Here is a 14,806-nt window from a genome sequence, read left to right on the forward strand (position 1 = left end):
TAAGGGACTTGCGCTTTGATAATGTACCTTTTGGGCGAACGCAGTTCGCCCCTACATTGTGGACAAAATCCGTTACTGTAGGGGCGCAAAGCTTGCGCCCTCCGATCGATCAGGTTTGCTGATCACCCTAACTAGGGGGAGAGCCTTCGAGCGCCTCCGCAGCTAAGGGACTTGCGCTTTGATCCTGTGCCATCTGGCTGGTCTGATTCTTCTACAGAGCGATTTTCTGGCTGGGATATTATTCCCACGCAAGTCCCTAACCATTTGTTGTTGGCGAAGTTTTTTAGTTCTTGTGGCTTTTTGGCGCGGGTTAGAATAGAGGAGATAAAAACGCTTGGCGGATGAGCTTTGAGGACGTTCAAGAGCTTTTGACTTTGACTTCATTCAAAGGCATCAGCAACATAATCTTCAACAGAGTCATAGACATCAGAAACATAATCTTCAACAGAGTCATAGTAGGATTCCACAGAGGTAGAAAAGGCTTCTCCACCGTTTTGCCAGATTCCCCCACTATCGTTATAGAAATGGTTCCATAGTTCTGAACTATCGCCCTTATGTCCATCGTATTCATTGGCAGTTCCTCTCATTCCTGCGTATTGATGATTTTCGTTGATTAGATTACCTGAATCATCGTAGAAACACTCTTGTTGTGGACTTTCAGGCGAAGGGTCTTTATTTTCTAAGTATCCCTCCATTCCCCCGTGAAATGCGTATTTGCCAAAGGGATTGTCATAAGAACTCCATATATCTTTATCTTGTAGTTCTGGACTATCTATTGTGCTGGGACAAGAAGTATTAGTCTCGCCGTTAGTAGATGTGTTTTGGTCAGCCATATTACTATTTCCTTTTTTTGAGATGATTGATTACTGCCAAGAGCCTGGAATATCAGGTCGATTTCTATGTCGCTCAATGTTGACTTGCTGTTGAAGAATTTCATGCAGCTTCAAGGCATCTGTAAGCGAAATTGCCTGAATAACCACGAGTTTGTTGTTTCTATCTGTAGAGTAAATGTAAAGATTTGCTATTCCAAATAAACGATAAAGAAATGGCTTTAAAATGCGTAAATCTGTCACACGAAATAGCCAAACTTCGTCAATTTCTTGGTTAAAAAGTCCCGTAATAGTCCTAAACCGTTGAGTTGTAAACATATATTCGGTTCGTTGTAGAGTTAGGTACTGCCAGGCTATAGAAAAAAGAGGAATTATGAAAATTATTCCACGGAGGTTTTTCCAACTCAAAAATACTGACCAAGCTTTAGGTTTCAAGGCCACGATTGGTTTTTCCGGACGAGGAGCATAGCTCGCTGCAAAAGGGTATTCATTCAATGTCATGGTGAGCAGCTCCATTTTGATATTGAAAATCTTCTACTCTTGATTCGCCGTACACAGTAACGATGGAGAACTTGGTTAATTCAAGGCTAAATTTTTTAACCTGTTCCTGCAATTCTCTCAGTCTTTGCTCTAAATCGTGCATTAGCTCTTTTACTCCCATTTCATTCAGTATTTCTTCAATTTTATTGCTATCGGCTAATGAACCTGACCAATATGATGATGTTCTTAGTACTGATTTGAATTCCAATTCTAAGTTATTTAATCTGCTGATGGATTTTTCATGATTTCTGACTTGAGCTTCAGCAAATTCTAAGTCTTCTTTAACTGTATTTATTGCCAAGAAATAGGAAGGATTTGGAGCGTTAATAGCCCGGGGATAACTGTGTAGAGATTCTGCTTGTTTCCGAATTTCTTCAAGCTTTTTATCTCTCTCTGATAAACAGTTTTCAAAAGACCGTCGGTGGTCTTCCTGAATTAATTTTATGGATTTATGGAGAGAGCAGCAAGCGACTTTTTGCTGAAGGATTTCAACCATTTTAGATGGTGACAGACTTGCATCTGAGACATAAATACTTGTCAGTTTGTTTAAATCGTCGGAATTCATCTCGTTAATATTTATCAATCTAATATTCATTTTAGACCTCCTCATAATACTGTTGATATTTTTTTCTAAGTTGTGTAAGCGCTTTTGGGTAAACAATAAGACGTCCTTTGAGGATTCCCGTTGCTAAGTTCAATAATCCTGCTAGAATAGGAGCAATAGACATGAACCAGGGCAAATCCTCTCGTTCTAGTAATAAATAAGCACTCACAATAAACTCGGTGATTAGGTAAATGAGACAGCCAAGGCGGTTAATAATTGAGATGATTGATGTTTCTAAGAAAGGTGCTTCAAAAAGTTGAAACAGATAGATGTATGTTTCCAGTCTCATCGTCCCAAATCGAGTTTGACTCAGTCTTTCTCTCTGAATATTAATCCAATTTAAGGTAGATCTCGCAAATCCTTTGAGGCGTTCACGCATATACTCCTCGCTAACTTTGGTGTCGAAAAGAATACAGGCTATCAAGGAAACTGGAACGGCAAACAATATTTTTATATCGTCCCAATCCCCCGGCACTAAAACCATAGCCGTGTTAAAGTTTAAGAAGGCGATGATGCTCGTGACCAACAAAGAACAGAAATTAAAAAAAGAGAAAGTATCTCTAGGCATAAAACTCCTTTAGTATAATTCACAAATTTTAATAATCTGAAAGCGGCAGAACTCGGCTGCGGCAACTCTCCTCTGTGCGATCGCATAGCAAGGAAAGCGTTGTAACAGGTCTTCCTGATCTTGGGGATGAAGGTCCTCAGCAATTAGCCGATTGAATTCCTTTGATTGATTGATATTGACTCTTGCTTCCGACTCTGGCCACGGGTTAGATTCTGATTCTCGTTCGGTGTGGCCACTGGCATTAGATACATGGGGACTATTCCAACCGTTGCCCTCAAAGTGAGGGAAACTATCTGATTTTTTCATAATTTTGCCTCAGCTTTTCTTCTAGTTTCTTGGATAGCGTTCTTAATAACAAATTCCACGTCAGTATGAGCATATGTAACTGGGAGACCTTCCAAAGCAGTTTCTAGCTCTAAGCGAAATGATTCGCCGCCGTTGTTTGTAGCATTCAAAATGACTACAGAGCCACCTTTTTCAATGACATTTTTAACGGTAGTTCTCCAATCTTGAGGGCAAGGTGATTCCCGCTCGTTGGTCTCTATAAGGACTAACAATACACCAGGTTTTTTTGATGACTGAAAAATTTTATGGGCTGTGCGAACAGCTGGACAGGCCAAAGTTCCCTGTTTTTGGGTGGTTCTTACGGCTCCACACTGTTTTTTCGCATCAGTTGGATTGGTGGGGGTAAGATTTTCAAAAAAGTCCTGCTCGCCATTGACTTGAATAACTTTCAATTCATCACCACGCGAAATGGATTCTGTTATACCCTTACAGGCTTTCTTGGTTGTCGTCTTAAACTCTTCGTTATTTTGTCCACTTATAGATGTGTCTTTTAAGAGAACAAGAGCGATCGGATTCTTTTGTGAACAAGATGGCAAAACGATAAGTATGGAGACAGTCATAAATCGAAGGAACGATCGTTTCAGACTATTTTTCATAAAATTACACGGTAGTACACTTTTCAGACTCAGGGAACTCTATCTTCCCCTGCGTCTTGATTTCGATTCTAGAACCTATCTGAAGAAAAATCGGAGTGCTGATGCGAACACCGAAAGGATGATGAGAGATCAACCCTGAGCAACAAATACAGAGCTACCAGAGTCTGCTGCTATTAAGGTAAAGCAACTAAAATATCGGGAGCATCTCATTTATGCAAGTGAGTAATTATACTTGTCCTAACACTGGTTTCTAGCAAGGCTTTCAAAATAGCTTGACGTAAAGATTTAAGGGTTATAAAGGTGAGATGGTACTAGGGCAATGATCGCATAGGCATTAGCGTGGAACAAATTCTATTGTTTCATGCCGATGGAATGGGGGGTTTCTCAACATTTTTCGTGGGTTAGACACAATGCCTGAAAATCTAGAGTTTTCGTTGAGGTGCGTCGATGCCTTGGCCAGCAAAGCTTTGAGCCTTATGACTGAGGTAACTATTGCGAATCATTATTAATAATGTCTATGCTTTTCAATATCCCACGAAAAATTGCTGTACAATCCTTATACAGCCTAGTTTTGCCAAGCTAGTCTTTTAACTTCTTAGCAAGTTTAATTAATGGAAACACATAACCAAATGCTACTCCAAAAAAAACCGAACACTTTTAACTTCTTAGCAAGTTTAATTAATGGAAACGTTAAAGCATTCTCTCTCTCCTATTATGGTGCACACCCTTTTAACTTCTTAGCAAGTTTAATTAATGGAAACTTGCCTCAGCAAGGAGGTCGGCATTTTTTGGCAGTTGCCAAAAAATCTTTTAACTTCTTAGCAAGTTTAATTAATGGAAACACTAAGCATTCTGGGTGTAGTACGGACTTTTCTTTTAACTTCTTAGCAAGTTTAATTAATGGAAACCCCCTTTTCTCACCTCTACACAATCGTTTCCGATACTTTTAACTTCTTAGCAAGTTTAATTAATGGAAACTACAAATGCCGCTATTACCAAGAGGCAATACAAGATGCTTTTAACTTCTTAGCAAGTTTAATTAATGGAAACCATTGCTTGGCGCATGCAGATTGTGGTCTCTAGTGGGCTTTTAACTTCTTAGCAAGTTTAATTAATGGAAACCCTTTAAGACTTCGTCCCGGGTCTCAATTCGAGAATTAACTTTTAACTTCTTAGCAAGTTTAATTAATGGAAACTTAAATTGTCCAAGTTCATATTGGTTACGGCAACCCCTCTTTTAACTTCTTAGCAAGTTTAATTAATGGAAACCAACAATACTCGTGTATTCTCCATCTTGACCATCTTGTTTCTTTTAACTTCTTAGCAAGTTTAATTAATGGAAACAATTAAGGCAGGGACTTTACTGCCTATTAGAAAGACTTTTAACTTCTTAGCAAGTTTAATTAATGGAAACCCCTGTAATTAAAAATAACAGGGAAACGGAAACGGAAATCCTTTTAACTTCTTAGCAAGTTTAATTAATGGAAACTTTTTATTCTCTGTGCAGCACTATGTCTATAGTTGCCTTTTAACTTCTTAGCAAGTTTAATTAATGGAAACGATCCACCTCCGTTTGTAGAAGACCGATCGTGTGTTGTTGCTTTTAACTTCTTAGCAAGTTTAATTAATGGAAACAAAGGAAAATTTCATCATCCGTTGAAGCCGCCGGACCTTTTACTTTTAACTTCTTAGCAAGTTTAATTAATGGAAACGATTTCACGAAGCCAGTAACGCAGCGCGTATGGCACTTTTAACTTCTTAGCAAGTTTAATTAATGGAAACTCGTATACCCAAAATAAAAACCCAAAAGATACCCCTTTTAACTTCTTAGCAAGTTTAATTAATGGAAACACTAGACATCGGGGGTCTAGTACTGACTTTTCTTCCCGCTTTTAACTTCTTAGCAAGTTTAATTAATGGAAACATTTCGGCCCGCCACAATTGTAGCGCCGATGTTTGCCTTTTAACTTCTTAGCAAGTTTAATTAATGGAAACCATCCAACGGAGTAGGGGCAATTCATGAATTGCCCCTACTGCTTTTAACTTCTTAGCAAGTTTAATTAGGGTCTGCTGAAAAAGTAGGGGCGAAGCATTCGGGCAATAACCTATCGGTGAAACCGGAGATTTTCTATCCGAATGCTTCGCCCCTACAGGACGCGGGCTGATGAAGACGCTAGGTTTTGAAGCACGATTCTCTCAAAATCTTGCACCTGTGGGAGCAAGAAAAGCCACAAAACCCTTACCATGCCTACATTTCACATTTATTCAGCCAGCCCTAATTAATGGAAACGTTTTTGCTAACCAATTGTTAGCTTTAGGAACCCTCCAGACTTTTAACTTCTTAGCAAGTTTAATTTTTAAAAAATCTCTGAGTTGGTTGGCATCGGGCCAATTTACTGAATTTGCATAGGGTTTAATGAGTTTAATTGTTGAATAAATGTAGCGCGATCACGCTGGTTAACTCCAAAAATTGTTACTGTTTGATAAGGTTCCTGTTGTGGGGGAAAATTAGATTTAATTAACACATAAGAAGGTGTAGAAGCAGTTTCTCCTCGTTGGCTGATTCGTCCGCCAACATTAGCATTTCCATTTCCTTTTTGATTGACACCTTTAAAGCCACTACTATAAAGGAAATCCAACCCTTTTCCCCGTACTTCTGACCTTAATCCTTCGTTTTGCCAATTCTTGACAGTTCCAGGATATTTTAAACTAGGACAAGAAATTAAATAAATTTGAGTCTGACTATTCAAAACGTCTTGAGAGCGATTGCCAGGATTTCCGGGAGGACAATTAGCAGGATCTCCTATGGCAGACTGTAGGGCAAGCAAAGAATCTCTTACCTCTCTAAGAAACTGCTGCCATAGTTTTTTATCACGAGGTAGTTTTTTAGTGTCAACTTCCCAATGGCATCCCCTTAATCCTATTGGATTATTCCAATGCAATGATCGTCTCGATCCTCTCCCAATTCCTGCTAAATGAGAAGATAATTGCAATAACTTTTCTGCTAAGTTGAGAGCATCCTGATTTTTAGCTTCTAGTAGAATATTACCTTCACAAAAATAAGGACGATTGCGATCACCTTTTTCCTCTTTCCAATCTACAGAAATACGAATTAGTCCTTCTTGAGCTTGCGGTTCAATAGTACCAAATAACCTACCTTCTAAATCTTTACATTGCTGCGGTGAATAAATACTTAATCCTACTGCACGAAACCAATAACGCAGCATCCCTCGCACTGCTACGGGACGAAATTCATTATTTCCCTGATATTGATTATCTTTAGTGGGAGGATTTGCGCCATATATCCCTTGCGTCCATAATTTAAAAGCATGGGAAGAGTGATGAGACAAACTAGAAGCAACAGATGTTCTACCATACCCCGCACTAACCCGCGAACCAATTCCTGCTGATAAAGCTATTTGTAACCAATCTTTGACTTTGCTGACATCTTCTAATTTACCTCTGCTGGTACGAGTCAACCCAATTAAAATCTCAGGTTCTTCCATTGACAACAGATAATGGGGGACAGGTTGATAGCATACTCGGTTATTTTCCCAACTCCATTGAGGATTAGCGATATCTACAGTCAAACAAGGTGCAGTGGGAAAAGCATCAAGAAATTGAACGCAACCGATACCATCCTCTAGTGTCCCCAGAAGTCGATTTACCTCAGCTTCTGGTCGATGTTGTCTTGCCCAAGCTCTTACTACACCTTTTAAACTACTAGAAGGGATATAAGGTACACCATAGACTGGATGAAATACAGGAAGAAGTAACTCCTGAAAACCGCGCATTCCTCCTACACGCAGCCTCCAGATGAATTTAACAGTCAGAGTTTCATCAGCTAATCGTTTAGTTTTCTCCGTTAATTGTTGGTATAAAGACTGACAAGTTTTATCCGCCGCCGCCGCTTCTATTAGAACTGGTTTAGCTGTTTCATTATTATTAAATAATCGATGATTCAGTGCTTGTAGAGGACTGGTTAATTTCCGACTGGTTGGATTATTTGTTCTTGCTGTCGATCTTGTCGTTGCAATAATGGAGGAAGCGGGTAACTGTCCAACTTTGAAATTAATCTTTTGATTTTTCCAGTGTGGCGGAAACTTGGCTTGTAATTTCTGCCATTTAGCACTTGCTTTTTTTTTCGCTTCTTCGTCAGAAAAATAAATAGTTATTTCTGTACCTATTTCTAACTGACTATTTTTATACAAGTCATAAAGAGGATTTTTATCTTTTTGGAGTTTTTCCAAAAATTTCTGCCATTCTTGTTGTGCCGTCATGATTGTTCTGCCTCTCCTAAGACTGCTGGCGACCAAAAAGACCACTCTTTTGCTAATTTAATTGCCAAGTGATTGAGGGCGGTATATTTTCTTAAAGGCATATGAATTAATGTGCCTTGATCATTAACATCAAAATCTGCCCCGCTAAACTCTTTGAGCTTAGTAAGAAATTTTTGATAAACTTTCCCTTTATAGCGTGTATCTTCGGCAGTTCCACCGAGAAATTTTTGCATATCTCCACTAAGTCGATGCAGTCCCCAAGTAGATATATAAGTGCTTAATCCTTGAACTAATCCACTAGCTTTTTTGTGGTAAGTTACTGCTAACTCACTTTTTATTTCAACTAAAGCGTTATGTGCTTGTTTGCTAAATTGACGCGAATCTAATTTCATTTTTGGCTTCCTGTAGTAGTTTCAGTAGTTTCAATTGTTTTTAGATCGCACCAACCGCGACCTAATCCTTCTAGACCTCCAAATTGTAGTTTATTTTTAAGTAATTCGCTAGTTTTTGCTCGAATATTCTGAGTATTTTCAGTTTGTTTCATAGGTTTCATTCCCCAAGGAAAGAAAAGTACAGTTTCAGGGGGAATGGCTTCTTCCGAGCGAAAAGAACCACCTTTAACAGTTTTTTCGCCTTCATTAAGAGCAACGCGCACTTCTCGCTGCAATCCCGTTTCTACCAAAGCAATACAGTCTTCATCATCCACAATCACTAGCTTTTTCAGAAGCTGATTAATCATCCCATTAGCATTAGTAAGATTTTGAAGAGATTGTGAGATGCTATTAGAATCATTAGTATTTAGTTGCCCTAGGGCATTTTGTTGCAGAATTGCAGTTTGCAAGTAAAGGGGTTCGGGTGTAAAGCTAACTAAAGCTGGTATTGCTTCTGTAATTTGCTCTCGACAGTTTTGAATTAATTGAGTTAAAGGGGATTTTTGTAACCAACGATTCCAACGTTCTAGCCAGAGAGGACAGGTAATCCAGACTAAGTGATGACTTAAGGATGCGATCGGAAAAAACAGGAGAGTTGCCTCAGCAAACCAAACTTCTCCTTCTGTGGGTTGTTGTCCATCTTTGATTTTTTGACCGAAAAACTGAGAGACTTCTTTTGCTAATGCTTTTTCTTCTTCACTTTGAGGATTGCTCGGTTCTAAGGCAGAGCGAATTTTACCTCTCAAGGAGGAAGCAGGAAGATAGGGAAACTCGGTATGGACTTCGCGGGCGATTCCCATTAAATTGCCCTCATCAGCACTTCCGCCCGTGTGTAAAGGGGTCAGCAGATATAGATATGTTAAATAAGTATTCATAATGGTGTATTACCCCATAATAATTTACCATAGTTGAGTTTTTGAAAACTGGTTAACCAATTCCCCGTCGATTCAGGTTTAGGTAAGAGTGCCTCAGTTTCAGATGGAATCTGGTTAAAGATATAGACAGTCCCAGGTGGAACAAAGGCTCGTTGTGGCAATAAAGCAAATTCCTCATCTCCTTTTGCTTCTGAGTTAGGGGATGATGATCCCGAAGAAATCTGCGAAGCTGTGCGCTCCTGATTCTCTTTCCCACAGGAAATAACTAACTTGCGCCTAATTTGAGAAACACCACCCCACAATAAAGGACGATCGCTGACACATCCTGCTAAGATGGATTGCCAATCACAGGGATAAACGCCATAAATGGCTTCCTCCTTAACCGCTAGTCCGGGGGTGAGTAAATAAGCAAAATCACCTGTTGTATTGGTCTTAGGATTAAGCAGTGTTTGATCAGCATCGGACAAAGTAAATGGGATGACAATCGCCCGATGTCCTTCTCCTCCCAACCGGACTACTGTTTCCCGTAAGTTTATACTAATTCCCGCTACTAATCGCCAACCTGGTTTAAGACGAATCGCTACTTCAGTAAAATAGCCATCTTCATCTTTTACTTGTCGCTTATCCGCTTGCATTTGAATATGAGGCATGATCTGCACATTCCAAGGATCATCCTGAAATTGTGTAGGATCTTTAAGTTCTTTTCCTTGTAGATATTCGCTTAAAGCTTCTGCTGTAATCCAAGGATAGGGACGACAGAAAAATTCTCTTCTGTTCTCTTCTTCAACTAGCTCTCTAAAAGGAGCTACCATTGGAGCTAATCCCGCCTCGTCGAACAACAAATGTTCCCAAGCTTTATCTGTTCGATCAACAGGTTGAAGACGTAAAGTTCGATGCCAATACGAAGCTGTATCGTCTAAATTATCTTCTTCTCTTTCCTCTTCTTTTGTTTCCTCATCTTTTGGCTGACTCTTTTTGCTCCAACTCACTGCAACTAAATCCTTAGGAGTGGGGAAACATAATCTATTTTGGGGACATAAGAGAAATGGCCCCATAAAATCTAAATCTTTGACATCTTTGGATAAAGTCGAGCGCAATGCTTGAAAAACTGTACTGGGAAACGGGGGAAATAGTCCTTTTGCCCAAGCACTCTCCCCTGGACTAAAAGGTTTAGCTTCCCGAAATAACAATACATCTAAAGGAGCGATCTCATACCAATACATTTGCTGTTCACCCATAGTTTATTACTCAGTTTCTCCCCATTTCATTTGTTGCATCCTTTTGTTATTCCAGAAAGCACTAAACCGCAAAAGATTAGCTAAATCCTTTTCGGTCGTGCCTAAAGGGACTTCTTTTTCAGTTTTATTTTTATTTACTTGATTATAGGTTTGATAAGCCCAGTTTTCCCACTGATCCAACCAATTTAGCAAGTTTTCTTGAATATGAGACTCTAGTGTTTGATCTCGACGGTTGATGATCACTTGTGCAGCTTTTCTCAATAGGCGATCGCTTTCAGTAACACAAACATGACGGGGTAATTCTTCGGCTAATCGATAGAACAACGCACTTAAATCTTGCTGATCATACTGCATAAAATTCCACCATAAGTCTAATAACTCCCCTTTCATCAAGGCTTCTAAAGTATTACCCGAACCATAAATCACCCGAAAACAGAGTCCATCTTTTCCATATAACTTTTTAGCACGGTCTTTTTCAGCCGTCCACAGGCTTTCTAATACGGTAGGAAGAGGTACACTTTTATGAGCGATAACAATGCCTAGACTCATGGTTGCCCCATCTCCCATCGTAAAATAGGGACGTTTTTGTAATCCTTGCAGAGATTGTTTAGGAGTCCAGTAACCCCCCTCTGTGCTGAATTCTCTTTCTGGATCTGGGTCAGCACACCAAGCAGCACGAAGCGATCGCAAATATCCCGGTAAATCTGCTAGAGGTAACACTGCCATCACATCATCACCGCCACTATAGACGACTTTACCACAATAACGTTCTTCCGTAAGGTAGGGTACTAAGCGATTAGAAAAGTCTAATAAGGCGCGATTTAACCCGACATGGGTTGCTGGCCCCATGCGTTTTTGGGTTGCTAGTAAATCTGGGTAATCTTGATGATTTTTGACATTTTCTGGGATCGCATCTGTGATTAAATACTCTTTGTATTTCTTTAATTTTGACCCAGAGACATATTTCCCCATCCCATCCCCATCACCGAGGACAATTACCCACCAATCGGCTGGACTTCCTTCGCCAAATTTTGCTTTTTTATGCGCTTCTTCAACTAAACTTCTTAATGTTGCTGTTTCTTGAGCGTTACAATTCATGTCATCAGCTAACCATTTACTGGAAAACATGACTCCATTAAAATTCTGTCCATTCCTATTTTCTGGATTAATTTGCCGATCAACTTTTGGTATCTGATAAGGACGACCACGAGTACGGGAGGCAAAAGTGTCTGCTTTGTTAGGCAATTGTTGGTTAATAAGCGTGTTAAGACAATTCCAATAGTTGCGTGTTTTTTGTCCTCCTTTTTTAAAATCTTCGTAAGTAAATCTTGCAGCAGCAATAGAACTTAAATTAGGAAAACGAATTAAATTATCATAGTTAGTATCATCTTCTTGCCCTAGATTAATTCCCAAAGATTCAGCAACTCCCCCATATCGCCAAGCCATGCGTTTTGTTAATTCGATCGCATTCAATTTTTCTGAGCCATTAAATAACCCTGGATAAACTTCAGCCATTAATCGCCAAAATAGACGCATCGATCGCGCGGAAAGTCCACCTCCATTTTTAAACTGCCCGTGATAATGTAATTGGGGATGAACTGCGCTAAATTGACCCGATACAGTGGAACGTTCCCCAGGTGCTGTAGGAATTGCCCAAGTGCGAGTATTTTTTACGGCTTGAATAGACTGTCCCAAACGAGCTTGTAATGCCCCCCACCAAGTACCAGTGTTTATCTGTTCGTAAAGGTTTTCTTCGGCTGTTGTAGGTAGAGATTCAGCTAAATGGGGAGGGGCGATCGCATTTTGCGCTTGTTTCCATTGCTGATAATTTTCCCCTGTAGGATTATCTGTGGGATTAATAGTTAATGGCTGGTCTGGATTGCCTAAAGGCATTGCAGTCCAGTAAGTTTCCCAAGTTTTCTCTATTTGTGCTTCCCAGAGTTTATTCCACTCCCAACAACTACCATGATGTCCTATCTGCCATTTTTTTAAATCTCGTTTACATATTTCTTGTTCGCTTAGAAACTCCTTTAATAATATTTCATCTATTTTCTGCTGATTTTTAGTATCTTTAAGAAACTCTAGGGTTCGTTTTTTGATATCTTCCCTAACTTTTTTGGCAATCTCTGACCATTCTTCTATTAAGCATTTTCTTAATTCCTCTCCCAATTCTCTAGCTGCTTCTTTTCCAGGAACTAAAGCCGTAATCACATTAGGAAATCCAGCCGTACTTAAACTTGTAGAAATGCCATTATCAAATCTACCAACTGGAGATGTTCCGTCTTGAAAACAAGCAAAATTAGCTGCAAAATCTGGATATTTTTTAACAATTAAAGCATCGATAATTTCTTGACTCCAAAGAGAAGGAGTAATCACAGCATCAGACCCATAAGTTTCGGCAATATACCAACAGAGTTTAACACTGAGATAATGCAGTAGATAGGAACCTGCCCAAAAATCGACAAATTTTCGGGATGCTTTAATAAATTCTTGTACTGGGGAGAAGGTAAAGAGAAAAAGATAGGGATGTTGGGATTTACCTCCTTCTTGCCAATGTTCGGGATACATCGCCCCAACTAGAGCGGAAACGGTACTTTTGTAGCTATGTAGGGGACAATCAGGAAGGATGCTGTGAGCAGGATAGAGGAAAAAATCATTCTGGTTTTGTCGGATGAGTTCGGGATAAAATCGCCAAAACCACCAAAATAGTTTTTCTATATCTGTTTCTGAGGTAATCTCTGCGGGAATTTCTGGTCGTGAGTCTTGTGAAGTAATATTTCGAGTTTGTCCACTGATGGGATGTTTCACGCTATTAATATTAGTGCCTTGAGCCTCTCCTAGATTAACGCGATCAGAGGAACTAGCTATTTGCTGGGGTAACTCTTCCTGTCCTTGTAACTCTTCTGGGTGAATAGACTGTAATTGCTGCAAAATGGAGTGGTCTTTTAGCAAGGCACAAAGTTTACGAGAATAGAAATTTGTTGAATTAATAGGGGACTCTGATTCTGGCATAATCATAAATTGCTAAGGCCTCTCTTTAAACTTTATCACGAAAACGAAAATAGTTAAGCAAAATAATTGATTAACTATCGCATCTGACAGGGGGACAAGCTAATAACCTAGAGAGCATCTCATTTATGCAAATGAGTAATTATACTTGTCCCTAAAACTGGTTTCTAGCAAGGTTTTCAATAGCTTGACATAAAAACCTGATTTAGGGGTTATAAAGGTGAGATGCTCCCTATCGCATAGGCATTAACGTGGAACAATTTCTATTGTTTCATGCCGATGGAATGGGGGGGTTCTCAACATTTTTCGCGGGTTAGACAGAATGGCTGAAAATCTAGAGTTTTCGTTGAGGTGCGTCGATGCCTTGCCCAGTAAGGCTTTGAGCCTGATGACCGAGGTAGTTATTGAGAAATATTATTAATAATCTCTATGCTTTTCAATATCCCACGAAAAATCGCTGTACAATCCTTATACAGCCTAGTTTTGCCAAGCTAGTCTTTTAACTTCTTAGCAAGTTTAATTAATGGAAACAAGTGGGCTGCCGTGATTAGTTGGTTGGCATTTTCAGGCGCCTTTTAACTTCTTAGCAAGTTTAATTAATGGAAACCATCCAAGTAGGGGCAATTCATGAATTGCCCCTACTGCTTTTAACTTCTTAGCAAGTTTAATTAATGGAAACGATAGCTTGCTCCTTAAGCTCCTCGTCATCCCAATCTTTTAACTTCTTAGCAAGTTTAATTAATGGAAACCATAAACACGATCTCCTTTGGTGTGTTAGATTTATCTTTTAACTTCTTAGCAAGTTTAATTAATGGAAACATGAATTTTCCTGCTTTGGTTACGATGAAACTTTTTTCCTTTTAACTTCTTAGCAAGTTTAATTAATGGAAACGCTTTTGGCCCTAGAGTCTGCACAGTCCGTGCCGCAGCCTCTTGCGGCACGGACTCTTTTAACTTCTTAGCAAGTTTAATTAATGGAAACCCAAAAAAGTCACCTTACAACAGGTAACTATGATTCTTTTAACTTCTTAGCAAGTTTAATTAATGGAAACCCTTGTTGTTGCAAAGCAAGATACTCGGCTCTTCTAGGTTCTGTGTGAGCATGGTATAATGGCAATACAGAACAGGAGGTGGGTTATGTGGATAAATTTTAATCAACTCCTCGATTTACCAAATGTAACAGGTTCTTCAGTTTGTATTATGTAATGGAGGGGAGTTATAAAAGATGGAACCCTTATAGAGAAAGACGTTTGGCGATTTTTGTCAATTATTTTCTATCTAAAGCGAACTAATCAATTAAATTTCTTGCCAGATAAGGGTTTAGTCAATTTATGCCCTCTGATCGAACTATACCTGGACTTCCCCCATACATAAATACTAAAAAATTAACAAAACCCTTACTGCAGGTCGCTTCTAAGAAAAAATTGAAAAGAGGCTACTGGGTACATTTTTTACTTGAAAATGGCTGTACCGTTGACTGTATCTGGAGT

Annotated in this window: 11 protein-coding genes and 2 CRISPR repeat arrays; all 11 genes read right to left on the reverse strand. The window is 39.3% G+C overall.

The genetic code is table 11. From position 1 onward, the window contains the following. Positions 1 to 380: 380 nt before the first annotated feature. The 11 genes from O9324_RS19575 to cas10 all read right to left on the reverse strand — a co-directional run bounded on the left by O9324_RS19575 (position 381) and on the right by cas10 (position 13,319). Positions 381 to 833, reverse strand: a complete 453-nt coding sequence (locus O9324_RS19575) for a hypothetical protein (RefSeq protein WP_288141071.1) — start codon at positions 831 to 833, stop codon at positions 381 to 383. Between the two features lie 30 nt (positions 834 to 863). After that, positions 864 to 1,331: a PH domain-containing protein gene (locus O9324_RS19580; RefSeq protein WP_106908582.1), complete on the reverse strand. Its 468-nt coding sequence runs from the start codon at positions 1,329 to 1,331 to the stop codon at positions 864 to 866. After that, positions 1,318 to 1,965, reverse strand: coding sequence for a hypothetical protein (locus O9324_RS19585; protein ID WP_288141072.1), 648 nt, complete (start codon positions 1,963 to 1,965; stop codon positions 1,318 to 1,320). The genes O9324_RS19580 and O9324_RS19585 overlap by 14 nt, the downstream gene beginning before the upstream one ends. Position 1,966: 1 nt before the next feature. Beyond that, positions 1,967 to 2,542: a hypothetical protein gene (locus O9324_RS19590; RefSeq protein ID WP_288141073.1), complete on the reverse strand. Its 576-nt coding sequence runs from the start codon at positions 2,540 to 2,542 to the stop codon at positions 1,967 to 1,969. 9 nt (positions 2,543 to 2,551) lie between these two features. Next, the gene (locus tag O9324_RS19595) at positions 2,552 to 2,848 is read right to left on the reverse strand and encodes a hypothetical protein (protein WP_190721266.1); all 297 of its coding nucleotides are present in this window, start codon (positions 2,846 to 2,848) and stop codon (positions 2,552 to 2,554) included. Beyond that, positions 2,845 to 3,483, reverse strand: coding sequence for a hypothetical protein (locus O9324_RS19600; RefSeq protein WP_242034605.1), 639 nt, complete (start codon positions 3,481 to 3,483; stop codon positions 2,845 to 2,847). The genes O9324_RS19595 and O9324_RS19600 overlap by 4 nt, the downstream gene beginning before the upstream one ends. Positions 3,484 to 4,067: 584 nt before the next feature. After that, positions 4,068 to 5,554: a CRISPR direct-repeat array (repeat unit 35 nt; unit sequence CTTTTAACTTCTTAGCAAGTTTAATTAATGGAAAC). Positions 5,555 to 5,876: 322 nt separating this feature from the next. Continuing rightward, positions 5,877 to 7,763 carry an RAMP superfamily CRISPR-associated protein gene (locus O9324_RS19605; protein ID WP_288141074.1) on the reverse strand — a complete coding sequence of 629 codons (1,887 nt, stop codon included), beginning with the start codon at positions 7,761 to 7,763 and terminating at the stop codon, positions 5,877 to 5,879. Further along, positions 7,760 to 8,155, reverse strand: coding sequence for a hypothetical protein (locus O9324_RS19610; RefSeq protein ID WP_103672749.1), 396 nt, complete (start codon positions 8,153 to 8,155; stop codon positions 7,760 to 7,762). Before O9324_RS19610 ends, O9324_RS19605 begins: the two co-directional genes overlap by 4 nt. Beyond that, positions 8,152 to 9,069 carry a type III-B CRISPR module RAMP protein Cmr4 gene (gene cmr4, locus O9324_RS19615; protein ID WP_287733265.1) on the reverse strand — a complete coding sequence of 306 codons (918 nt, stop codon included), beginning with the start codon at positions 9,067 to 9,069 and terminating at the stop codon, positions 8,152 to 8,154. The genes O9324_RS19610 and cmr4 overlap by 4 nt, the downstream gene beginning before the upstream one ends. Further along, positions 9,066 to 10,307, reverse strand: coding sequence for a type III-B CRISPR module-associated Cmr3 family protein (locus O9324_RS19620; protein WP_287733264.1), 1,242 nt, complete (start codon positions 10,305 to 10,307; stop codon positions 9,066 to 9,068). The genes cmr4 and O9324_RS19620 overlap by 4 nt, the downstream gene beginning before the upstream one ends. Positions 10,308 to 10,313: 6 nt before the next feature. After that, positions 10,314 to 13,319 (reverse strand): type III-B CRISPR-associated protein Cas10/Cmr2, encoded by a 3,006-nt coding sequence (cas10, locus tag O9324_RS19625; RefSeq protein WP_288141075.1) that lies wholly within the window; start codon positions 13,317 to 13,319, stop codon positions 10,314 to 10,316. Positions 13,320 to 13,812: 493 nt separating this feature from the next. Continuing rightward, positions 13,813 to 14,368: direct repeats of the CRISPR family, unit length 35 nt; unit sequence CTTTTAACTTCTTAGCAAGTTTAATTAATGGAAAC. Positions 14,369 to 14,806 lie beyond the last annotated feature (438 nt).

The sequence above is a fragment of the Microcystis sp. LE19-84.1B genome (genome assembly GCF_027531875.1).
Classification (GTDB): domain Bacteria; phylum Cyanobacteriota; class Cyanobacteriia; order Cyanobacteriales; family Microcystaceae; genus Microcystis; species Microcystis panniformis.